The 22,517-nt window shown below is 56.2% G+C and carries 25 protein-coding genes, 3 tRNA genes and 2 pseudogenes; 19 read left to right on the plus strand and 11 right to left on the minus strand.

The features are described from left to right. Positions 1-336 precede the first annotated feature (336 nt). The 8 genes and pseudogenes from ACOY6C_RS08360 (at position 337) to ACOY6C_RS08395 (ending at position 11,551) form a co-directional block, all read left to right on the plus strand. The gene (locus tag ACOY6C_RS08360) at positions 337-3,609 is read left to right on the plus strand and encodes a transglutaminase family protein (protein ID WP_420905023.1); all 3,273 of its coding nucleotides are present in this window, start codon (positions 337-339) and stop codon (positions 3,607-3,609) included. A gap of 10 nt (positions 3,610-3,619) precedes the next feature. After that, entirely contained in the window at positions 3,620-6,163 is a 2,544-nt protein-coding gene (locus ACOY6C_RS08365) for a circularly permuted type 2 ATP-grasp protein (RefSeq protein ID WP_420905024.1), read from the plus strand. A gap of 4 nt (positions 6,164-6,167) precedes the next feature. Next, positions 6,168-7,058 (plus strand): transglutaminase family protein, encoded by an 891-nt coding sequence (locus ACOY6C_RS08370; protein ID WP_420905025.1) that lies wholly within the window; start codon positions 6,168-6,170, stop codon positions 7,056-7,058. Between the two features lie 104 nt (positions 7,059-7,162). Then, positions 7,163-7,238 (plus strand) — tRNA-Thr (locus ACOY6C_RS08375). An 18-nt stretch (positions 7,239-7,256) separates the two neighbouring features. Then, positions 7,257-7,568, plus strand: coding sequence for an abortive infection family protein (locus ACOY6C_RS08380; RefSeq protein WP_420905026.1), 312 nt, complete (start codon positions 7,257-7,259; stop codon positions 7,566-7,568). Beyond that, positions 7,568-8,596 (plus strand): hypothetical protein, encoded by a 1,029-nt coding sequence (locus ACOY6C_RS08385; RefSeq protein WP_420905027.1) that lies wholly within the window; start codon positions 7,568-7,570, stop codon positions 8,594-8,596. The genes ACOY6C_RS08380 and ACOY6C_RS08385 overlap by 1 nt, the downstream gene beginning before the upstream one ends. 101 nt (positions 8,597-8,697) lie before the next feature. Then, positions 8,698-9,470, plus strand: a pseudogene (locus ACOY6C_RS08390) (helix-turn-helix domain-containing protein). Between the two features lie 242 nt (positions 9,471-9,712). Continuing rightward, positions 9,713-11,551, plus strand: a complete 1,839-nt coding sequence (locus tag ACOY6C_RS08395) for an Ig-like domain-containing protein (RefSeq protein WP_420905028.1) — start codon at positions 9,713-9,715, stop codon at positions 11,549-11,551. Between the two features lie 389 nt (positions 11,552-11,940). Here the strand turns inward: ACOY6C_RS08395 and ACOY6C_RS08400 are convergent, their stop codons facing one another. From ACOY6C_RS08400 to ACOY6C_RS08410, 3 genes and pseudogenes are all read right to left on the minus strand, one after another. Then, positions 11,941-12,174, minus strand: coding sequence for a DUF6444 domain-containing protein (locus ACOY6C_RS08400; protein WP_420905029.1), 234 nt, complete (start codon positions 12,172-12,174; stop codon positions 11,941-11,943). 21 nt (positions 12,175-12,195) lie between these two features. After that, positions 12,196-12,504, minus strand: coding sequence for a hypothetical protein (locus tag ACOY6C_RS08405; RefSeq protein WP_420906128.1), 309 nt, complete (start codon positions 12,502-12,504; stop codon positions 12,196-12,198). A gap of 205 nt (positions 12,505-12,709) precedes the next feature. Further along, positions 12,710-13,174, minus strand: a pseudogene (locus ACOY6C_RS08410) (DNA cytosine methyltransferase); the annotation flags it as partial. A gap of 120 nt (positions 13,175-13,294) precedes the next feature. Here ACOY6C_RS08410 and ACOY6C_RS08415 point away from each other — a divergent pair. Together ACOY6C_RS08415 and ACOY6C_RS08420 are read left to right on the plus strand one after the other, a co-directional pair. Continuing rightward, positions 13,295-13,519, plus strand: a complete 225-nt coding sequence (locus tag ACOY6C_RS08415; RefSeq protein WP_420905030.1) for a CCDC90 family protein — start codon at positions 13,295-13,297, stop codon at positions 13,517-13,519. 738 nt (positions 13,520-14,257) lie between these two features. After that, a complete protein-coding gene (locus tag ACOY6C_RS08420) occupies positions 14,258-14,551 on the plus strand; it encodes a CCDC90 family protein (protein ID WP_420905031.1) in 294 nt (97 codons plus the stop codon). A gap of 222 nt (positions 14,552-14,773) precedes the next feature. Here ACOY6C_RS08420 and ACOY6C_RS08425 read toward each other — a convergent pair. The 8 genes from ACOY6C_RS08425 to ACOY6C_RS08460 form a co-directional block, all read right to left on the minus strand. Continuing rightward, a tRNA-Pro gene (locus tag ACOY6C_RS08425) sits at positions 14,774-14,850 on the minus strand. A 58-nt stretch (positions 14,851-14,908) separates the two neighbouring features. Continuing rightward, positions 14,909-14,984: transfer RNA gene (locus tag ACOY6C_RS08430), tRNA-Arg, on the minus strand. Next, positions 14,985-15,704, minus strand: coding sequence for a tyrosine-type recombinase/integrase (locus ACOY6C_RS08435; protein ID WP_420905032.1), 720 nt, complete (start codon positions 15,702-15,704; stop codon positions 14,985-14,987). A gap of 1 nt (position 15,705) precedes the next feature. Then, positions 15,706-16,113, minus strand: a complete 408-nt coding sequence (locus ACOY6C_RS08440; RefSeq protein WP_420905033.1) for a hypothetical protein — start codon at positions 16,111-16,113, stop codon at positions 15,706-15,708. A gap of 862 nt (positions 16,114-16,975) precedes the next feature. Continuing rightward, complete coding sequence (locus ACOY6C_RS08445; RefSeq protein WP_420905034.1) at positions 16,976-17,314, minus strand: helix-turn-helix domain-containing protein; 339 nt, start codon at positions 17,312-17,314, stop codon at positions 16,976-16,978. A 147-nt stretch (positions 17,315-17,461) separates the two neighbouring features. Then, positions 17,462-17,677 carry a helix-turn-helix domain-containing protein gene (locus ACOY6C_RS08450; RefSeq protein ID WP_420905035.1) on the minus strand — a complete coding sequence of 72 codons (216 nt, stop codon included), beginning with the start codon at positions 17,675-17,677 and terminating at the stop codon, positions 17,462-17,464. A gap of 60 nt (positions 17,678-17,737) precedes the next feature. Beyond that, complete coding sequence (locus ACOY6C_RS08455) at positions 17,738-17,968, minus strand: helix-turn-helix transcriptional regulator (protein ID WP_420906106.1); 231 nt, start codon at positions 17,966-17,968, stop codon at positions 17,738-17,740. Between the two features lie 23 nt (positions 17,969-17,991). After that, a complete protein-coding gene (locus ACOY6C_RS08460) occupies positions 17,992-18,186 on the minus strand; it encodes a hypothetical protein (RefSeq protein ID WP_420906129.1) in 195 nt (64 codons plus the stop codon). A 156-nt stretch (positions 18,187-18,342) separates the two neighbouring features. Here ACOY6C_RS08460 and ACOY6C_RS08465 point away from each other — a divergent pair, with 156 nt between their 5' ends. From ACOY6C_RS08465 to ACOY6C_RS08505, 9 genes are all read left to right on the plus strand, one after another. Then, entirely contained in the window at positions 18,343-18,696 is a 354-nt protein-coding gene (locus ACOY6C_RS08465) for a helix-turn-helix domain-containing protein (protein ID WP_420905036.1), read from the plus strand. Positions 18,697-18,767: 71 nt separating this feature from the next. After that, positions 18,768-19,049 (plus strand): CCDC90 family protein, encoded by a 282-nt coding sequence (locus tag ACOY6C_RS08470; protein WP_420905037.1) that lies wholly within the window; start codon positions 18,768-18,770, stop codon positions 19,047-19,049. Between the two features lie 28 nt (positions 19,050-19,077). Continuing rightward, entirely contained in the window at positions 19,078-19,368 is a 291-nt protein-coding gene (locus tag ACOY6C_RS08475; RefSeq protein ID WP_420905038.1) for a coiled-coil domain-containing protein, read from the plus strand. A 245-nt stretch (positions 19,369-19,613) separates the two neighbouring features. Beyond that, positions 19,614-19,946, plus strand: coding sequence for a helix-turn-helix domain-containing protein (locus ACOY6C_RS08480; RefSeq protein ID WP_420905039.1), 333 nt, complete (start codon positions 19,614-19,616; stop codon positions 19,944-19,946). 71 nt (positions 19,947-20,017) lie between these two features. Then, entirely contained in the window at positions 20,018-20,275 is a 258-nt protein-coding gene (locus ACOY6C_RS08485; RefSeq protein ID WP_420905040.1) for a CCDC90 family protein, read from the plus strand. Between the two features lie 370 nt (positions 20,276-20,645). Further along, a complete protein-coding gene (locus ACOY6C_RS08490; protein WP_420905041.1) occupies positions 20,646-21,116 on the plus strand; it encodes a helix-turn-helix domain-containing protein in 471 nt (156 codons plus the stop codon). Positions 21,117-21,286: 170 nt separating this feature from the next. Beyond that, positions 21,287-21,493, plus strand: coding sequence for a hypothetical protein (locus ACOY6C_RS08495; protein WP_420905042.1), 207 nt, complete (start codon positions 21,287-21,289; stop codon positions 21,491-21,493). 74 nt (positions 21,494-21,567) lie between these two features. Then, positions 21,568-21,954 (plus strand): hypothetical protein, encoded by a 387-nt coding sequence (locus tag ACOY6C_RS08500; RefSeq protein ID WP_420905043.1) that lies wholly within the window; start codon positions 21,568-21,570, stop codon positions 21,952-21,954. A 163-nt stretch (positions 21,955-22,117) separates the two neighbouring features. Then, positions 22,118-22,510, plus strand: coding sequence for a hypothetical protein (locus ACOY6C_RS08505; protein WP_420905044.1), 393 nt, complete (start codon positions 22,118-22,120; stop codon positions 22,508-22,510). Positions 22,511-22,517: the final 7 nt, after the last annotated feature.

Below are 22,517 nucleotides of genomic sequence, written 5' to 3' on the forward strand. Positions count from 1 at the left end.
CCGCTCCAAAACGCAACCTCCGGGCCATGCCCGGCAAACAGGTGATTCCACGCGAGAATCCTGGTTTCAGGCGCCGGACTGGCGCCCCCGCATGCATCGGATGGGCACCATTCTGCCCGACAAATAATCAATTCTTGCTTACTTTATGCTTCTTTGACCAAAATATAAACAACAAATTCCATCCCAGTCCGGGTTATCCGTCGAATTCCCTTGCAAAAACCCCCCTTGGCGCGGATCTTGTAGCACATCGATCAGACATTCTTCGTCTTCGAGGCTCTCCGGCCAGGGCCGAACCGCCTCTCAAAGCAACCCTTGCAACAGACCAAACATACCATCATGACCATCCGCGTTGCCATTCGCCATCACACCCGCTATCAATACGACCGCCCCGTGAACCTCGGGCCGCACATTTTCCGGCTGCGCCCCGCGGTCCACAGTCGCACGCCGATCCGCGCCTACGGCATGAAGATCGAGCCTGCCAACCACTTCATCAACTGGCACCAGGATCCCTTCGGAAACCATCTGGCGCGGGTGGTCTTTCAGGAGCCCTGCACCGCCATGGAGATCGACGTGGAGGTGATCGCCGAAATGTCGGTGATCAATCCGTTCGACTTCTTCGTGGAGGAGTACGCGGAACACTACCCCTTCGCCTACGAACCGGGCCTGGAGTGTGAACTGACGCCCTATCTGGCCACCGGACCGGCGGGTCCGCGGCTGCAAGCCTGGCTTGAAGAGGTGCCGCGCGAGCCGGTCAACACGGTGAACTTTCTGGTGGCAATCAACCAGCGACTCTGTCAGGAGATCGGCTACACGATCCGCCTTGAACCCGGCGTGCAGGAGAGCGAGGCGACCCTGACCTGCAAAACCGGCTCCTGTCGCGACAGCGCCTGGCTGCTGGTCGAGATTCTGCGCCATCTCGGATTGGCGGCGCGTTTCGTCTCCGGCTATCTGGTGCAGCTCACCCCGGACGTGCGCTCTCTGGACGGTCCCTCGGGACCGGAACAGGATTTCACCGATCTGCACGCCTGGGCCGAGGTGTATGTTCCCGGCGCAGGGTGGATCGGACTCGATCCCACCTCCGGACTCTTCGCCGGCGAGGGACACATTCCCCTGGCCTGCACCCCGCAACCAGCCAGCGCCGCGCCGGTGACCGGCCTGATGGATCCCTGCGAGACCGAATTCTTCTTCGAGAACACGGTCACCCGCATTCTGGAGCATCCGCGCGTCACCAAGCCCTACACCGATGAGAGCTGGGCCGCGGTCCGCGCGCTGGGCGCCGACCTGGACGAACGGCTCAACGCCGACGACGTGCGCCTGACCATGGGCGGGGAACCCACCTTCATCGCCACCGAACACACCGAAGCCCCGGAGTGGAACTTCGCCGCCGACGGTCCCCACAAGCGCCGCCTGGCCACGGACCTCACCGCCCGACTCTTCAACCGGTTCGCGCCGGGCGGGGTGTTGCAGCTCGGCCAGGGCAAATGGTACCCCGGCGAACCTCTGCCGCGTTGGCGGCACTCCTGTTTCTGGCGCAAGGATGGCGAGCCGGTATGGCGCGATCCCACCCTGCTGGCCTGGGGCAAGAGCCAACTGGGCCACGACCCCGCCCTCGGCGAACGTTTCCTGACCGAACTGGCCGCCGGGTTGGGAGTACGCGCGCAAGACGTGCTCCCGGCCTACGAGGATCCCTTCTACCACCACTGGCAGATGTTGCGCGCGCCGGTGGATCGGGATCCGACCCGGGCGGACGAGAAGGATCCCCTGGACCGGAAACGGCTGGCCACGCTGCTCAATCGCGGACTGGAAACGCCCACCGGACACCTGCTGCCAATCACCCGCGATCCGGACGGCTGGCGCTCCTCCCCCTGGCCGTTTCAGAGATCGGATCTCTATCTGGTGCCGGGCGACTCGCCGATGGGATTGCGACTGCCCTTCGACGCCCTGCCCGATGCCTGCGCCCGCGCCGAGGAGATGCCGGAGGAGCGATCCCTGTTCGCGGAGCTTCCGCCCCTGCCGCCCCGCGACCGGTTCGATGCCGACCCGCTGCGCCAGAGTCCGGACGATCCGCCCCGCACCCCGTTTTCGTTTGCGCGGGTGGTGCGTTCCGCCCTCTGCGTGGAACCTCGCGACGGGGTGTTGCACATCTTCCTGCCACCTGTCGGGATGCTGGAGCACTATCTGGAGCTGATCGCAGCCATCGAACGGGTGGCCGCGAGCCTGGCGGTTCCGATCCTGATCGAAGGGTACGAACCGCCCAACGACACCCGCCTGGTGCGCCTGCTGGTCACCCCGGATCCGGGGGTGATCGAGGTCAACGTCCATCCCGCCGCCTCCTGGCGGGAGATGGAAGAGACCACGCTCACCCTCTACGAAGAGGCCCATCTCAGCCGTCTGGCCACGGAAAAGTTCATGCTGGATGGCCGGCATACCGGTACCGGCGGCGGCAACCATGTGGTACTCGGCGGGGCCACCCCCTCGGACAGCCCCTTGTTGCGACGTCCGGATCTGCTGCGCAGCCTGATCACCTGCTGGCAGCACCATCCTGGACTCTCCTATCTCTTCTCGGGTCTGTTCATCGGTCCGACCAGCCAGGCCCCCCGCGTGGACGAGGCCCGTCCCGAGTCGCTCTACGAACTCGAGATCGCCTTCCAGCAGATGCCGGTCGGCGATGTGAACCAACCGTGGCTGGTGGACCGGCTGTTCCGGCACCTGCTGGTCGATCTGACCGGCAACACCCATCGCGCCGAATTCTGCATCGACAAGCTCTACTCCCCGGACGGACCTGCCGGTCGGCTGGGCCTGTTGGAGCTGCGGGCCTTCGAGATGCCGCCGCATGCCCAGATGAGCCTGGTGCAGATGTTGCTGCTGCGCGCCCTGATCGCCTGGTTCTGGCGCGAACCGTACCAGGGTCCGCTGGTGCGCTGGGGCACGGCGCTGCACGACCGTTTCATGCTGCCCCATTATGTGCGTCGCGACGTGCTGGAGGTGATCGCCGGATTGCGTCGCGCCGGGATTCCTTTCCAGGATGACTGGATCGAACCGTTCGTCGAGTTCCGTTTTCCACGCCTGGGCGCGGTCACCTTCGACGACCTTCATCTGGAACTGACCATGGCCATCGAACCCTGGCACGTCCTCGGCGAAGAATTGACCCGACAGGGGACCTCCCGTTTCGTGGACTCCTCGCTGGAGCGGGTCCAGGCCAAAGTCATCGGCCTCACCGAGGGACGCCACATCCTCACCTGCAACGGGCGGCGCGTACCTCTGCGTCCCACCGGCGCCCACGGCGAACAGGTGGCCGGAGTCCGTTTCCGGGCCTGGCAACCCCCGTCGGCGCTCCATCCCACCATCGGCGTCCACACCCCGCTGATCTTCGATCTGGTCGATACCTGGAACGGCCATTCGCTGGGAGGCTGCGTCTATCACGCCGCCCATCCGGGTGGACGCAACCACGAATTCTTTCCGGTCAACAGCTTCGAAGCCGAGGCGCGACGCGGCATCCGCTTCCAGGAGTTCGGCCACTCCCCAGGTAACATGCGCGGCATTCCTCCCGAAGAACCGCCGGGTGAATACCCCCATACCCTTGACATGCGGAGGCGATCCGGGTACTGATTCCCCCGCCATGGAGAATTCACGCCCAAACCCTTCGCCCGTCACCTCACGGTTGCGGGAGTATCGTCCACCCATCGGATACGACGAGGCCGTCGGACCGGATGGCCTGTTGCGTCCCGGCTGGCATCCGCTGTTCGAGCACCTCGACGAGCAGGGCATCCAGCGCGTCGAGGCGCTGCGCCAGCAGGCCCGGCAACTCCTGCTGGAAAACGGCATCACCTACAACCTGTTCCAGAACGAAACCGAGGGCGCCCGTTCCTGGGATCTGGACCTCCTGCCCCTGATTCTGGTCGAGGAGGAGTGGCTCAAGCTGGAACGGGGGCTCAAACAACGCCACCGGGTGCTGGAACTGCTGCTCGAGGATCTCTACGGCCATCAAGGGGTGATCCGCGCCGGAGTCGTGCCCGGACCGCTGATCTTCGGTGCCTCGGGCTACCTGCGCGCCTGTCACGGTCTGCCCAGACCCAAAGGTTCGCCCCTTCCCTGGTGGGCTGCGGACCTGACCCGTGACCCGTCTGGCAACTTCCTGGTGATCGGCGACCACCTCCACTCCCCGACCGGCAACGGCTACGCCCTGGAAAACCGCCAGATCCTCTTCCGACTGCTGCGCCAGCCCCTGAACGAAAACCATGTGCGGCTGCTGTTGCCCTTCTTCACCGCGCTGCGCAACCACCTGAACGATGCCTCGCCCCTCCCCAAGGAGGATCCGCGCACCGTGCTCCTCACCCCCGGTCCGGAGGATAAACTCTACTTCGAACACGCCTTCCTGGCCAACTACCTGGGGCTCACCCTGGTGCAGGGCGAAGATCTCACCGTGCGCAACGGACGCGTCCACCTGAAAACCCTGGATGGCCTCCATCCGGTGGACGTGGTGCTGCGCATGTTGCAGGATCGATTGTGCGATCCCCTGGAACTGGACGAAACCTCCTTTCTGGGGGTGGCCGGTCTGATCCAGGCGATCGCCGGACAAAAGGTGGCGGTCCTGAACCATCCCGGAGCCGCGATTCTGGAAAATCCGTCCCTGCTGGCCTACTACCCGGAGATCTGTCACCACTTTCTGGGCGAAGAATCGCTCTTGCCGGTACTGCCAACCTGGTGGTGCGGCGATCCGGACTCCCTCGCCCAGGTGCTGGCCGATCCCGAACCGCTCCTGATCCGCGCGATCGCCCAACCGGGTCAACCCGCCCGAACGCTCACCCCGGATCCGAACTGCCCGGTACGCCAGGCCCTGCTCGCCCGCCCCCAGGAGTTCATCGCCCAGGTTCCGGTGCGCCCCTCCACCCTGCCGGTATTGACCCCGGAAGGGTTCCGGCCCGGTCATCTGGTGCTGCGCACCTTCTCCACGGCAGGTTTGAGCGATACCGAAGTCATGCCCGGCGGACTGGCGCGGGTGATCTTCGATCCCGGCCCGGTCAACACCCTGAACGGCCACGCCGACATCACCAAGGATGTCTGGGTGCTCTCCCCGGATCCGGTGGCCCGCTCCAACCGTCTGCCTCTCGATCGCCTCTCCGAACCGTCGTTCTTCACCGGCGAGATCTCCAGCCGCATGGCGGAGAATCTCTTCTGGATGGGCCGCTACGCCGAACGCAGCGAAAACGTGCCGCGTCTGTTGCGCGTGCTGCTGCTTCTGCCCCGTCCTGAAGGGGATGAGGTGCGCGAAACAGGAGAACGCGCCGCCCTGCGGGTGCTCTACCGCGCCCTGACCACCATCACCGCCACGGAACCCGGATTTATCGGTGAAGGGGCGGAAGAACGTCTCCTCGATCCAGAAGAGGAACTGCTCGCGCTCATCCGGGCACCGGAACGGCTGGGCAGCGTCTCATCGTCGATCCAATCCCTGATTCTGGCAGCCCATCGGGTACGCGAACGCCTCTCCAACGACACCTGGCGGGTCATCATCCAGGTGCGCGGCCTGCGCCAACGCCTGGCCGGCGAGAAGAGCAGCGCCGACATGGTGGGCGAAATGGAACGGTTGATCACCACCCTGGCGGCCCTGGCGGGACTGGGACAGGAGAACATGACCCGCGGCCTGGGATGGCGGTTTCTCGAGTTGGGTCGCCGGCTGGAACGGGCCATCTTCGTGGTGTCGCTGCTGCATGCCACCCTGATCGAAGCCCTCCCTCCGGAAGGCGAGCGTCTGCTTCTGGAGGCCCTGCTGAATGTGGGCGACAGCAGCATCACCTATCGGCGCCGCTATCGGACCCACATGGCGATCAAGCCGTTTCTGGAGCTGATCCTGCTGGACGAGGCCAACCCGCGCGGTCTGGCCAGCCAGCTGGCCCTGATCGAAGAGCATGTGCTGGCCCTGCCCCGCCACGCCGCCATGCCCGGACATCGCACCGCCACGGGACGGATCGTGCTCGAGGCGTTCAACGCCTTGCGCCTTTCCGATCCGGATCTGCTCGCCCTGGTCGGGGACGAGGGAAAACGATCCAATCTGATCGACCTGCTCGACCGGTTGAAAAACCTGCTGCCTCTGCTCTCGGTCGAGCTGGCCAACGCCTTCTTCCAGCACTCCTCCTCGCACGCGCTGCGTGGCGTCAGCCGGTGATGCCATGGCCTACCGGGTCCAACACATCACCCGTTACCAGTTTGCCGAACCGGTTTCGTTGAGCCACAACCTCGCCTGGCTGCAACCCCGCCCCACGGCGCGTCAAACCCCCTTGACCTTTGAAATCAAAATCACCCCCTCACCCGCCATTCTCGCCCCGAGGGTGGATCTGCATGGCAACCACGCCCACTACTTCGAGGTGACGGAGCCGCACCGTTCCCTGGAAATCGAATGCTTGAGCCAGGTGGAGATCCTGCAACGTCTGCCGGTGCCTCTGGATGACTCCCCTCCCTGGGAAGAGGCGCGGGATCTCTTCGCCCGCTCCTGGGATCCACGCATTCGCATGGCCAGCGCCTTCACACTCGACTCTCCCCTGACGCGACGCACCGAGGATCTGGCGAGGTACGGCGCCCCCTCCTTTCCGCCCGGACAACCGCTGCTGATGGCAGTCGCGGAGCTGATGCGGCGCATCCACAAGGAGTTCGCCTATCGACCCCGTGTCACCACCATTTCGACCCCGTTGGCCGAGATCCTGGAAAAGCGCCACGGCGTGTGCCAGGACTTCGCCCACATCGCCATCGGCGTGTTGCGGTCGCTGGGACTGGCGGCCCGTTATGTGAGCGGCTATCTCGAAACACTCCCCCCACCCGGACGTCCCCGTCTGGTGGGCGCGGACGCCTCGCATGCCTGGTTCGCGGTGCTCTGTCCGGTGCAGGGTTGGATCGATTTCGATCCCACGAACGATCTGTTGCCCGGCGATCGCCATGTCACGCTCGCCTGGGGCCGGGACTATTCGGACGTCCCACCCTTGAAAGGGGTGGTGCTGGGTGGCGGACGCAATCCGGTCATGGAGGTGAGCGTGGACGTGCAGCGCGAGGCGCCGGGTTCCGGGTGATTCCGGATTCTCGCGGTTTGACCGACGACTCAATTGACAATCTGGTCATCAATTCGTAAAAATACCGATCTGCCCACCTCGCATCCCCCAGCGAGACCGGACACGCCGACGTAGCTCAATTGGCAGAGCAACGGATTTGTAATCCGTAGGTTAGGGGTTCGATTCCCCTCGTCGGCTCCAATGAAATCAACGGCTCAGATGCACGAAAAGCAGAAAAAACAGATTGGGGTTACAGATTGGGGTTACAAGCCGATTTCGGACGCAAAAAAATCCCCGCTGGCAGGATGCCCTTTGCGAATAGTCGAAGCCCAGTGCCCCCAGGGCATGGCCGAATTGCAGAATCTCTACGGAACCGGCCACAGCCCGTCAGCAAAGACCAATCGAGGCATCCAGCCCGGCCACGCCCGTCTTGCGACAGGGGTGGTTGCAGCCACCCTGGCGTCTTTTCTGTTTGAAACCCACCTGGAACGCAACATTGCGCACACTTCCCATCCCGTTGAGGTGGCCTGATGGATCCGAACCTTCAGATTGCAATAAGTAGTGAAAAAAAATCAAATAATGGATCTTCTTCGCTATTGGATAATGCGGTGGCATCTATACGTCTCGGCATTGAAGACTACCAAGCCTGTAACAATGACAAAGATCGCGTCTTGTCAGCCGTCAGAAATGTCTATGCTGGTGTTCTTCTGTTGAGCAAGGAAGTATTGCGAAGCCTGTCTCCGGATGATGAAGTGTTGCTTCATTGGGAAGTTGTTCCAAAACTAAGCGAAAATGGCATCCAATTTAAACCAGCGCATGAAGGGCGGGTAAGACGAACAATAGATAAGCAGGAAATTCTCGACCGTTTCAAGTCTCTTGGGCTTCAGATTCAGGAGAGCAAGATCAATCGTATCTCCAAGGTTCGCAATGATATCGAGCACTACTATTCCAGACACACCCCGGCGGAAATTGAAAACGCCCTGGCCGACGCTTTTATCGTGATTTTGGATCTGACCCGCCAACATCTTCATAAGGATCCAAGCAACTTGTTTGGTCAGAATGTCTGGGAAACTTTTACTGAAATAAAGGACATTTTTGATCAAGAGATGAAGCTATGTAGAGAAAGCCTCTCTGCCATTGACTGGGAGACGGAAACCCTCAAATCCTCGCTGGAAGATTTCCGGTGCGAGGCCTGCGGCTCCGTGCTCATCAAACAACTTGATGCAAATAACACTGACTGGAGAAACGCCAAGTTTCAATGTCATCAGTGTGGTGAATTGATTGATTCAGAAGAACTCGTGCGATCTGCGATTGAAGAAAGTCTGTTTGGAGAATCCTATATTGCCTGCAAGGAAGGTGGAGATCAGCCGTATGAAGATTGCCCGGAATGTGGTGGGATTTATATTTTTGAAGAAAATTGTTGCTTAATGTGCGGCTTCGAGTTGTCCGGTTCATGCGTTATCTGCCACAATCCGATCTCTTTAGGAGACTATGAAGCCAGTGGTGGCGGGCTATGCAGCTATCACCAATATGTTGCGGATTCGCACCGCGATAAGTAATGACCATGCAGAGTTCCATATTGCCTTTTTGGCTCCTCGCTGTTTCACGTGGGTAGGGTGTGATAATATGTGCGCTTTGGTAACCATCCAAGGAGGCGCACATGGACCCGTCCACCCTGTTCACACTGGCTTTGGGACTGACCCCACCCTGGGAAGTTTGGAACATCCGCTTCTCTCCAGAGAAGCGCAGGTTGGACATCTCCATCGGTTTTCCTCTTGGAAGCCTTTTCACCTGCCCGGCATGTGGCTCCAAAGGGGCCAAAGCCTATGACACCACCGAGAAGAGTTGGCGGCATCTCAATTTTTTTCAGCATGAGGCGTGGCTCACAGCGCGTGTTTCGCGTGTGGAGTGCGATCAGGGCTGTGGCGTCAAAAAGATCGAGGTCCCTTTTGGTCGCGACCGGGCAGTGGGTTCACGCTGCTGTTCGAAGCATTGATCATGGTTTTGGTTCGTGAAATGCCCGTAGCGCAAGTAGCCCACCTCCTCGGCGTACACGACACCCGCTTGTGGCGAATCATTCGGCATCATGTCGCCGCTGCCAAAAAGCGATTGGATCTGTCCAATGTTGGACGGGTAGGCATGGACGAAACAGCCAGCAGGCGCGGACATCATTACATCAGCCTGTTCTTTGACATGGATAAAAGCCAATTGCTCTTCGCAACCAAGGGAAAAGACAAGGAAACCATCAAGAACCACTGGGATGGTGTACTCAACGGGTTCCATAGCGGCCTGACCACCGGATTGGTTGAGGGCTTCAATAGCCTCCTCCTCCAGGCCGCCAAGGCACGGGCCAGAGGCTACCGCTCGGACGCCAACTTCATCACCATGGCCTACCTCATCGGGGGCAAGTTAAACTTCACCCTACCCACGTGAAACAGCGAGGAACCCCATGACCATTATGGATTGCTTTCTGAATCTAAGCCATGAAGTCAGGATTAGTGGAGAGTGTATCAGCAACCTGAGAAACGATGTGCTGATCACATGAAAGCGGGTATTGGCGACTGACTATATGCCATAGATTCTGGCAGCTGGGTCATTTTTTTGTGCTGCCTGATAGTCCACCAACCCTAAGCATATCAATTCATGAATAAGACAGGTTAAATAACATTATCAATATGCTTAAATATCTCATCAAATTCTGTCTGATTTTATCCTTGATCTACCTTGGTCCAATAAAGACGGGAAATGCTGCCACTCCGACCTCTTTTAATATTGATGATTTTATCGCTTTAAATGTGGGCAATAAATGGACCTACAATAGCTATGATTCCACCACAGGCAACTCAACCTCCACATTCACAGTGACCGGAACAGAATATATTAATGGTTATAAAGCAACAGTTGTAAAGGATGATGATAACAATAAAGATTACTATTATAGAAGCAGTTCAGGATTGTACTTAATTAAAGAATCGTATTCTGGTTATTCAATAATTTATTCTCCTCCCGTAAAATATGCCACTTCCAACGTAACCACGGGTTCTACCTATTCCAGCTCAGGTACGGTCTCATTCACCCTGACAGGATATGAAAGCTTTGCCCTTAATTACAGTTCTAGCGTCTATATTGCTGGATTCGAAACCGTCACAGTGCAAGCAGGTACTTTTCAGGCTGCCAAGGTTCAACTTTCTACTAAATTATCGGGATGGGTAAACGGCAACTATATTGATGTAACCGAATCAGGAAATACTTGGTTCGTTGGCGGTTTAGGTGAAATAAGATCTATTGTTGATGCTACTCTATATTTAAACAATCAACTGACAGCAAATGAGTCTGTAAGCTCTGAACTAACCACATCAAATCTGCCACTCAATAATACCATGACTGTTGCAACCACAGGAAATGGCTCTGTCAGCAGCGTTCCGGCTGGCATCACTTGCCAAACCGACTGCACAGAAAATTATAGTGCAGGAACATATGTTACATTGACCGCTGCACCTGCCTCGGATTCTGTGTTCAATGGTTGGAGTGGAGCATGTACAGGTTCGGGAACTTGTTCAGTGTTTATGACCGCTGCCAAGAGCGTAACCGCAAACTTCAAATTGATAAACAGTCCACCTACAGCCACCAATGGTTCCATCTCAACAAATGAGGATACGGTCTATAATGGAACATTGCTGGCAACCGATTTGGATAATAACGGATTGACCTATTCTATTGTAAGCCAACCAATAAAAGGTGTGGTATTGATAACTAATACAACTACTGGCGCTTTTACATATACTCCAAATTTAAACGCCAATGGTTCGGATAGTTTTTCTTTCAAGACCAGTGATGGCAAGTTGGATTCCAATACCGCGACCATAGCTATAACCATCAAGCCAGTCAATGATCCCCCCATAGTCAGCGGCTCACCTGCAACTACAGCACTACACAAATTGCTATATAGCTTTACACCTGTTGCCAGCGATGTGGATGTGGATACACTAACTTTTTCAATTCTCAATAAACCTGTCTGGGCAAATTTTCACACAAAAACTGGCTCTTTATCAGGAATCCCAAAAATAACTGATAACGGTATATATAAAAATATTATAATATCTGTTAATGATGGCAGCAAAACAGTTTCACTTCAGGCATTTACGCTGGAAGTTCCTTCTTTTAATCTGGATATCGATGGCAATGGCCGCTACGATGCATTGACCGATGGGTTGCTCATTCTGCGCTATTTAAATGGGATGAGGGATGAAGCCTTGATTAAGGGAGCAGTAGATTTCTCAGGAACGCGAACAACGGCTACAGCTATCCAGAGCTATTTGACTGGCGGCTTGGCACTTTTGGATATAGATGGTAGCGGCGGCACTCCCGACTACAAGACGGACGGATTGCTGATCATTCGCTACTTATTTGGATTCAGGGGGGATGCGATGATCAATGGTGCAATTGGTGCTACAGCTACACGCACCAGTTCCGAACAAATAGTCAATTATATCAACGCTCTTATTGATTTTTAAAGATGAAGTTGCGTATGAATTGATCTGACCAACCCGTTTAATTTGATAATCGGGTATCTATTTGGTGCCCTATTCTCCTGGCCCTTTTCCTGGAACCAGAGTGGTTGACATGGGGCCATAAAGCACCATTATCGGCCAGTGTGAACGAACACGCTCGTGTAGAGTTCATCCAGCAGAGTAGTAGGAACAACTCACTGTACTTGTCCCGGTCGGAACCCCGGCAGGCATCTTCCCGATCGTGCGTTCTCCGCAACACGAGCAGATCAGTTCGTGGATCCGCTACTCCGTTACCTATGGACGAATCACTGGCAATTCAACCACCTGATGCCGTCCGGGTTGCTCATCTTCACCCATCAATCGTACACCGCATCCCTGACAGACTTCCGGCTTCACCTCAACCACATGGTCCACCTGATCAAGCGGCAACATTTTGCGCCCAATCCCGGTATGCCCACCTGTCCACCGCGTGAACGACCCGTTGCCGGTTTCTTGGGACGCTTCACGGAAGGCGGATCCTGAGACGGCGGTTTGGAGGAATTGCTGGAATTCTTTTGCAATCGCTCTTCCAACGTGGCGACCCGTTTGACCAGCTCGACGATCTGCTCCTGCTGCCGTGCAACCAATTCCCGAAGAGACTAGTTTTTCTAGCGCAGACTTTGATTCTCTTCAAGCAGACAGGTGATGTCCAATCCTTGGAGAATGCGCGGCGTGTTTTCCCTGGAGTAGTCGTTGTGCGATCTGTAGGTCAGATCCTCCGCTTCCCGCAGCGCATCATCCTGGGACATGCCCTTCTGCCGCGCCAGCCGGTAGACGGTCAAGGCGGTGGATTCGCGGTTGATCCATTCCGCTGCATTGAAGAGCCAGCAAACGAATTCCGGGTTCAACCCACCTGGACTTCCCGTCTGATCCAGATTGCCACTCACCCCCATCCCAGAATGAATCTCTTGATTCACCAGTTACTCCCCTTTCTTTCCACCGCCCCGTTCCGAGTACGGACGACGATTCGGGTGCCGGTAGTCCCGTGCCGATGGTGTGGCCCAGGCTGCTGCCTGTTGCGACAGAGGTATCCCGGAATCCCACGGTCTCGCCGGTTGCGTGCCTCTTGTCCCATCTTGACTGGTCGGTGAAACCCACCCAGAATGCCCGCTGTCTGATGTGCGGCGCACCGACGCTTGCAGCCGGGAGATGGATCGCCCCGACGGCAAAATTCTCGGCTTCCAGGTCATCGAGTACAGATCCAAGCCAGGCATCGGCAATACCGCCTGTAACCTGCTCTCCAACAACGATTGCAGGACGACACTGGCGGATGAGACGCAAAAATTCCGGCCACAGATGGCGTCTGTCTTCTGTCCCGAGTCGTTTTCCGGCATTGGAGAACGGCTGACAGGGACACGATCCAGTCCAAACAGGTCTATCATCCGGCCATCCGGCGAGCCGCAGGGCATAGGACCATCCTCCGATTCCGGCAAAGAAGTGGTGTTGCGTGAATCCGCCCAGGTCGGACGGTCGAACGTCGCGGATGTCTGATTCATCGACTTCCCCTGGCGCAATGGCACCGTTCCTGATCAACTCCCGCAGCCAGGCGGACTTCTTCGGGTCGATCTCGTTGTAGTAAGCTTTCATGCGGTGCTTTCGGTCAGGATTCAGAAGAAGGTGACCACCACGAAGGCAAAACTTTCTCTCGCCCCCTGGCCAAATTCTGCTATGCTGTGGTCGTCATCAACCTAGATTGGAGAGACTTCCGTGGCAACCGTCACTTTCGATACCCTGGAACTGGTTGACCGTCTCAAAGCAGCAGGCTTCCAACCTGCACAAGCAGAGGAGGTGATTCGCGTGATTGCCAAGGCTCAAGATGAACTCGTCACCAAGCGCGACTTGCAAATCGAGTTGGCCCCTCTCAAATGGGGGATGGCAATCACGGTAGGAGGTATCGTCACGATCATCCTGAAATCGTTCTTTCCGCACTGACCGTTCATTCTGCCAATTCTCCCATCGAAACCGCTGCCGATGCCACAAAACTGGTGAAAACGGGTGATGGTGGTCATGGTTTTATCTCCCACAGCCATACCCATTTCCTCCTTCCATCGCGACCTGACCTGGAGTCCGTACCAGACCTGGCCAGATTGCCCGTTCTCTTCCATCCGTCAAATCGATACGTCAGTCCGTTATGCAGGTCAGCATCCTGGTAGCTTATGGCAAACTTGACCCCAAGCTCCGGAAACACAAATTCTCTCCAGATACGGAGTGCCACGCGGCATAAACCTGGTCTGTCGGCGCACAGCCGTGATAACTCGATGGTATTGGATCGCGTCAGATGATCATTCCCACCGCCAACCGTCTCTCGAATCAGTGAATGAGCTGTTGTTACCGCGACGGATTGACCGTCATGTCGCAAAACATGGCATATTCCATTCTGATTTCCTCGCTTCACTGGCCCCATTTTGTGTCCAAACCGGATCAGACATTCATTTGCATGCCCCAGGGATGTGGCTTCAAAAGTCAGCAATGGGATGAGTGATGATTGGTGCATACACCTCCTGTTTCGGCATATCGAGGATCTCCTCGGAATAGCCCAAGCCGTGTGGTTCAGCCCCTGAGTAGTGTCCGCCACCTGTAAACGGACACCACGAAGGCAAAACTTTCTCTCGCCCCCTGGCGAAATTCTGCTATGCTATGCTCGTCATCCACCTTGTTTGGAGCAGCGCCATGACCACCATTGCCGCCACGTTTGACACCTTGTCCTATGCCAAGCGTTTCAAGGCCGCCGGATTCACCGACAGCCAGGCCGAAGAGGTTGTGGCCGCCCTACGCGAGGTGCGCGATTCCCGCCTTGAGGAGATGGCCACCAAGGGGGACATCAAGGAAGTAACCATAGAAATCGAGAAGGTTCGCCGTGAAATCGCCGAATCCAAGGCCGATACCATCAAGTGGATGTTCGGCGTGGCCGCCGGGCAGGCGGTGTTCATTGTCACGCTTCTCAAGATGTTTCCTGTACGGTAACCCGTTCATGACGCACACCCTCCCATCGTAACCGCCGCCATCCTTCCGACCCACCCCAGCGTTATCCTCTCGCCTTGGCAAGGGCGGTCTTGCGCGCATCTTCCGCCTCAAAATATTTTTCTCGTACCTGTGCTTTCTCCAGATAGTTCGCCGATTTCGGGAGCCTCCGCTCCAACCGTTCAGCCTCAACCTGGAGTTCGGCAGCTTCGTGTTATTAGTGGATGGTCAGGGCAAGAGGATTCGAACCTCCGGCCATCGGCACCCAAAGCCGAAGCGCTACCTGGCTGCGCCATGCCCTGATATTGGGAGTGGCCACACACTCCCAACCGTGAACCGCTTACGCGAGAATCACGGAACTGGTACTCCCGGCAGGATTCGAACCCGCACCAGACTGACTAGAATTCAGATGCCCTATCCATTAGGCGACGGGAGCTTACTGCAACGCATGCGCGGAACCGGAACCGGCTCTTCTCAGGCTGCACGCGCTGTACAGAGTTGGATCCAGACCGATGGACGCGACCCGTTTCTTGATCACCAGCGCCACGCCGTGGCCGGTCAAAGGGACTCCGGACAATCCGCCGTGGCGGTTGACCCGCTGAAACACCGCACCGCGCATGATTCCGGCATCCGAGATCCAACGGGTGAGCGCCCGCACCGCGCAAAAGGACTCCTCTCCCAAGCGGATGCTCACCGCGCGCCCGGTATGGGTGGTGACCATCATCACCGCGCCGTCCACCCGCACCCGATCCACGGTAAGGGCGATGATTTCTGACCGGCTCAAGCCTCCCGACATGGCGACCAGGAACAACGCCCGATCCCGCACATCAATCAGCCGATCCCCCATCTTCTTGAGCAGTTCCTTGGCCTGCTTCGGCGTGAGCTGGGCCACGCTTCGCTGGTTTCTCCCGTGCTGTTGCTCGATCATGCGGAATTCCGTGTCAACCGGCTCGCTCCGGGTGGGGTCGTCCATCCCCTTGTCCGCATGCGCTTTGCTCAACGACACCTGCCAGCGTTTCAAGGTGGCGAGTTTGTGACTGTTGGCATGCGCCCGGAAATAATCGGCCACCACGCGATCACTGGCCGGAATGGCTCCACCCCAATTAAGAAACCGGCGCACATCGTTTTGGTAGGCGGCCACGGTGCTGGTGTGCATCTCACCCCTCCTGATCATCTTGAGGTTGGGTCTGCTCGTGGTCCGAGTCGTCCGCAACCAACGGGTCCGTGGTGGTGGCCCTTTTGGCCCGCCATTCGGCGAACACGGCATCAACCAATGCCGGATCCACGCCTCTCTTCGGGCGCCATGTGCCGTCCTTGCTTCTGGTTTTGCCACAAGAATGGATGCGGGGATCCCATGGGGTGCCGGAACTGTCCAGCTCATCGAAAGGCATGGATGAGGGGCTTTCAGGAACACCCGGTGATGAAGGCGCATCGATCAACCGGGGATGCTCCGGCTGTGTAACCTGCATGACCGGTTGAGGCAGCGGCGCAGGGCCGTTGGGAATCAAGGCGAGGAATCGCGCCAGCTCCTCCGGGGTGTCGGCCTTGATGGATAACGTAAGCATGGTTTGTTTCCCTGGAGTCATTGAAGATCAAGGATTGGCACTCAGGGGTGAAAGCTCTGCAACGGTTTGCACCGGTTCCACCTTCTGGAAGATCGCCTTTTGTGCCACCGCCACAGCAGCAACAGCCCATACATCACAATCAGCGCACCCCCGGACACCAAGGCGGGGAGATCCCGGACCGCCCCAACCACCTGCCGAAGGGTGTCGTCCAGCTCGACAAGCGTTTTGCCCCGTCGCAACTCTCCCAGAAAACTTAAAAAACCCTCCTGTTCATGCTCCATGAGATCACCTCATTAAACAACTTTAATTGTTATGATGAACAAAAATCCTGCGTACTCTGTCTGCACCTCCAGAAGCGGAAGTGAAAACCGTCAGGTACCGCTCAACACGCCTTCTTCGGTTTCGTGGTGGTCGCGGGCTTGGATTTCGTGGTGGACGGTTTGTTCGTATTTCCCCGCGTTTGATTATTGCTGCTCTTCATAGGTAATGATCCTGGATAGAGGTGGAAAGGTAATATCGCAAAGGCCCGTCTCGTGGGCCAGACGATATCGCCGTCCGTATGGGGGAGTCACCCAAAACCATGGCCAACCAAAGGGGGCCGAACCCTTTCTGGCCAGCCCGAGGGCACTACCGAGGAGAACCGGTAGCCGGGGACCGCGCGAAATGCTGTGTGATTCTCCTGGTCGAATAATCGCTTTTGGCCCGCCTCGGGATGTTGTGATCGTCCAGGATCTTCAAGATCCGGGACAGGGGTACATCAAACGCCTTGGCCAAGGTTTCCATAGTGCGGTAATCTTCCTGATACGCGCGTAGGATCTCCTGGACATCCACCGGCAAGAGCGGTGCGCATACCCGGCGGTCATCACGCATCCATGGCTGCCCCGGTTTTCTTTCGGGGTCTGCCTCCCGGCACCCGGTACTGATTGGGAAACTGCTCATCCAGGAGATCCCGCATGCGTCTGCCCGGTTGCTTGATCCGTTGGATGATGATGACCGGCTTGTCCGAAGCCTTGGGAGTCGGATCCACGACCCGCGATTGCAGCCATTCATTCAGATGCGCTTGCGTATAGCGGACGTTCTTGCCGATCTTGATAAACTTGGGACCCGTCTTCTTCACCCGCCACATCACCAGGGTAGACGCATGCAGCTGGAGATACGCAGCGGCTTCCTCGGTCGTCATCAACTGGCTGAAGTCAACCATGGATGCTCTCCATTGATTGTTTTTTTCCTCTTCCAGGCCAACGTCTCGAAGCGGTAGTAGATGACTACCGGTAAACCTTCGACGCTATGCCGGGGTGGCCCCTTGCCTTGACAGCTCCAGTTCTTGAGCCTGTTCGGATCACGCTGATCAAGTACGAGGTCTTCCCTGACGCGGCTTCCTGGGTGGTCCGTCAGGGTTCGCTTCTTTCCAAGCCATCACCTCGGACCGCTTGTAGTGGAACGAGTTCGAACTCTCGACATAGTGCCGGGGCGGCCCTTCGTTGCGATCGAACCAGTTCTTGATGGTGTTCGGATGCACACCGACCAAACTGGCGGCAGCGGTCAAGGAGATCATGTCATTCATCTTCTGCACTCATGCTGGTGGTTCAATCAAGACACGGACATGGGATGTCTGGATCCCCGATCATTTCGTACCCTTCGAACAGAGTTGGGCGGAATCGTGGTTGATCCAATGAAGGATCTGCTCCAGAGACCACAAAGACCTGTGGCCAAACTTCCGGTACTCTTCCGGGAACAGCCCCTCTTGGATTTTTTCGTAAATCCAGCTTTTCTTCATCCCGACCAGGTTCTCCACCTCGGGGAGACTCAATAATTTTGTGGTCTGGCTTTCCATACGGTCACCATGCCTTGGCATATTCTCTCTCACACTGATATCAATCAAGACACCGACACGGCGGGCTCTGCGCAAGAGAGATCATTGTTCTCCAGGGAGTCAAATACCGCATCAAAATTGCACTGAATGAGTTCATGGAGTTCGAGATCCATGGGATCGCTCTCCGGGAATATACACAATGCATCCATATCGATTGCATTGATGTCGAACCCACCGACCTCATGGTTATCGATCTCCATTGGATCCCCCCCGAAGTTGATTGTTGGTATCCGCATGCCACATTTTGTCCCACCCATTTTTCCTTGGCACACCATGTGCTTGTATCGGGTTGAATGGTTGGATTGGTGTCAATATATTTTCATTTTGAAAATTAGTCAACAGGGAAAATTCCCATAATGAAAAAAACATTTCCTCCCATTCTGGCACGCATATGTGAGCATCTTAATTTAAATAAAAATCAAGATATTGCGTCTGCCCTTGGGGTAGCTCAACCGACGGTGATCAATTGGGGTGAACGTAACGATATCCCGTTGGACCGAGCGGTTGAATTTTCAAAACGGGAACGAATATCTCTGGATTGGCTTATCACCGGAGAAGGCCCTAAATACAAATCGGAAGGCCTCACCCCGACCATCCCCGCCACCACCTCCCCCGACGAAACCGCCCTGCTGGATGCCTACCGCGCCGCCGACGAAGCGGGCCGCGCCGCTCTCCTGATCACCGCCAAGGCCATGGCCCGCAAAGCCTGAAAGCTTTGTGGCATCCGCCCGCATTCCGTGCTATGCTGGTCTCGTCGTCCATCTCACCTGGAGATCCAGCCATGACCTCTGCCGCCGTCACTTTCGATACGCTCAAGTACGTCAAGACCCTCAAGGCCGCCGGGTTTGACGAACAACAGGCCGAGGCCTTGGCGGCAGTGCAAGCGGACGTGCTTGACAAAAATCTGGACGACCTTGCCATCAAGGGTGATATCAAAGAACTTGAAGGCAAAATGCGCGAATTCGAAGCCCGCGTCATGGGTGGGATCCGCCTCAATCGTTGGATGCTGGCCATGATCATCGTTGTGACCGTTTTGCCCGTTTTGAGAACGCTGTTTGGATGAACGACGCCCTCTCACCCGGAGCCCAGCCATGACCGTCATCACCTTTGATACGCATGCTTTTATCAAGGAACTGAAAGCTGCCGGGTTTACGGAAGCTCAGGCCGAAGCGCAAACCAAGATTTTGTCCAGTGTCTTCAAGACAAATCTAGAAGAACTGGCCACGCGCCGGGATCTGAAAGAGTTGGAATTGACCCTGAAGGCTGAACTCCGCAAAGACATTGAAACCGCCAAGGCCGAAACCATCAAATGGATGTTTGGTGTAGCCGCCGGTCAGGCTGTCTTCATTGTTACCCTCTTCAAGATGTTCCCCGGCCATTGATCCCTTCGCGCCTGATCACTATCCACCTTCCTCTCACCACACCGACCCCCATTCCCTTGCTTCGCCTCCGGTTCCTTGGCCATCACGTTTCTGACAGCCTCTCGCGATCTCTTTCCGGCCTTTCTCCTCACCAACCCTTGCCTGATTCATCCCTGGCACACCATGTGCTTGTATCGGGTTGAATGGTTGGATTGGTGTCAAAAATATGCTCAATTGAGCCTACAGCCAAGAGTGAAAATGCACAAATGAGCATTTCTGAAAGATTGCAGATTTTTATTAGCCATACCGGATTGAATTTAAAAGAATTTTCAATAAAATCAGCCATACCGTATCGCACTATTCAGGGATACCTTGCGGATGAACGTGATCCAGGACCGGAAAGCCTGACAAAATTATCGGCTCAAATGGACATGAACATTGACTGGCTTCTTACCAGTGAAGGGAACATGTTCCGCTCCTCCAGTTCTCCAACCCTTACCCCCGACGAAACCGCCCTGCTGGAGGCCTACCGCGCCGCCGACGAGGCGGGCCGCGCCGCTCTCCTGATCACCGCCAAGGCCATGGCCCGCAAGCCCTGAAAGCTTTGTGGCATCCATCCGCGTTCCGTGGTATGCTTGTTTCATCACCCATCCAAAACGCGGAGTCAGCCATGACCGCCATCACTTTCGATACGCATACCGCAATCAAGCGTCTAAAGGCTGCCGGATTTGACGAACAACAAGCCGAAGCGCTTTCCGACACCATACGTGAGGCTCAGGAGGCCAAACTCAACGAGTTGGCCACCAAGGGTGATCTCAAGGAAGCCATCGCCGAAGCCAAGGTTGACATCATCAAGTGGATGTTTGGCGTCTCTGCTGGACAGGCACTATTCATTCTCACCGTTCTCAAAATGTTTCCGGCTCATTGAACGATCAACAGGCATGGATGCAGACAAACTATTCGCCTCCATCCGCACCGATCTGGCGGTCATCAAATGGATGCTGGCCCTGATCATCATCGTGAACGTCTTGCCAATCCTGAAAACGCTGCTTGGCCATTGATCCCTTCGCGCCTGATCACTATCCACCTTCCTCTCACCCCACCCATTCCGTTGCTTCGCTTCCGGTTCCCTGGACATCACGTTTCTGACAGCCTCTCGCGAGCTCTTTTCGGCCTTTCTCTTCACCATCTCGTGCCTGATCCATCCCTGGCACACCGTGTGCTTGTAACGGGTTGAATGGTTGGATTGGTGTCAAAATAATCCAACATTCTGGATTATGTCAATAGGAAAATTTACTATGTCGGACTATTTTTCTGATCGACTCAAAACGGAGCGCAAACGCTTAAAGATCACCATAGAAACCATGGCAAAAAACAGCTCTGTTTCAAGAAGTTCGTATTGTGCTTACGAGGCTGGAGAAACAAAGCCAAGTGTGGATTTTCTGATGGCGTTGGCTCAATTAGGAGTTGATACGCAATACCTTCTGACCGGAGTCCGATCCATTACAGGACGGCACGCCAACGATTTCCAGGACTACCCGGAGATCGGCACCGCGCTGGTGCTGGATGTGGTGCTGTTCATCGATTCGTGGTTGTCCAGGAACGGCAAGGTCATGCCAGCGGACAAAAAGGTGGAGATGGTCAAGGCGCTGTGCAAATTCCTGGTGACCGAGGAGCGCCAGCGCCAGCCGAGCGAATCAGCCAGTCCCGAGGGCAACGTCATCCGGATGGAGAGCTTTGCCGATTTCCTCAAGGCCGCCAGCTCGTAGGGATTGCAAAGGCAATCTGCGAGAACCGGATGAAGCCGCTCAATAAGGCTTGACTCGCTTCATTAATTTTATAAGAATCGTACAAACGAATCACCTGCAATCATCCAAGCAATCAAAATTGCGCAGACACCATCTCGCGCCCGGTGGAACTGAACCTGGGGAGCAAGGAAATGCAAATCATTCACCCAAGAGCGTTGACAGAACAGGAGCGGCATAAAATTGCGCGCCCCTATATGAAGAACTGTTCCATGCCTGAGGAGTACAGCCGTGCCGAGGTCGTTTTTTCCACCTTCGTGGAGAGGAACCAAGCTGAATTGGAGCAATTGGGTGAGATGTTGAACAAGGTGCACGATGAGCGTGGAACCGCAACCCACTGAATTATTTGTCCATTCCAGGGCGACGTGAGCGACTGTTATTCCGCTGCGGAGAAGTCACCGAACGCATCCTTCATTTGTCGGATACCCACTTTAATTCCTTGATCGCCTCCGAAGCATTCGAGCAGGCTGATATCACGCTATCGCAGGTTCCGCAAAGAGATGGTCCGGCCCCGATCAAAAAGGCCGGGCATTACACCTTTTGGATCCGGAAGCTCAAACCCTTCATGGTCATGGATGACCCCCAGGAAACTGGAAGAATCGGCTATATGTTTTTCAATGAAACAGCGTCCATCCTGTTCGGAATTCAGCATATGGAACTAGCCGGATACCAGGTTCATTTAAGTATGAATCTTGATATGATCAATGATTTATATGTTGGATTGAGGTATAGTGCCTTCTCGCCAACCTCTATTGCCGCCATCTTCCAAACGCTGGTACGCGGACAGAATCCGGCTTCATGATCTGTCGAGCCACAATACCGCTGCACCATCGTTTTTTGAGAAAACCAGAATTATTTATGGCATTGTTAATCAAAAAGAACTGAGCAATATTCCTGTTATAACCGTTATAACCCTTACCGGCCACGTCGGACGGGATAACCTACGGTAAACAGGGATAATCGCCATGCACAACACGCCATTCGAATCCGAACAACAGTCACGACTCCAGGAGATGGCCACACTTCTGGGGAACATCACCGACGCCACGCCACTGCCATCCCCTCAACACCCGCAAACTCTCCCTCACTTTCTTCGCGCTCTCCTGCTCACCGCTTTTGCGGGCGTGCTACTGGCCGTGGGGAGCTGGCCCCTTCATCAACAGCAGCAACCCATCACCGACCAGCAGCATGCCATCCTGACCGCCCTGGTGGAGCAAGTTGTCAGTCACTCCGGCCACTCCCATCAAAAGATCTGGAGCAGCCTGCACAAGCGTTTCGAGATTCGCCGCGCCCGCCATCTCAAACGCGGCGACTTTGATGATGCTCTGGGGTATCTGAGCAACGCGATGTCGCTCTGAACACCCT

Origin of the sequence: Candidatus Magnetaquiglobus chichijimensis (assembly GCF_045865675.1) — a bacterium.
In the GTDB taxonomy this organism is placed as follows: domain Bacteria; phylum Pseudomonadota; class Magnetococcia; order Magnetococcales; family Magnetaquicoccaceae; genus Magnetaquiglobus; species Magnetaquiglobus chichijimensis.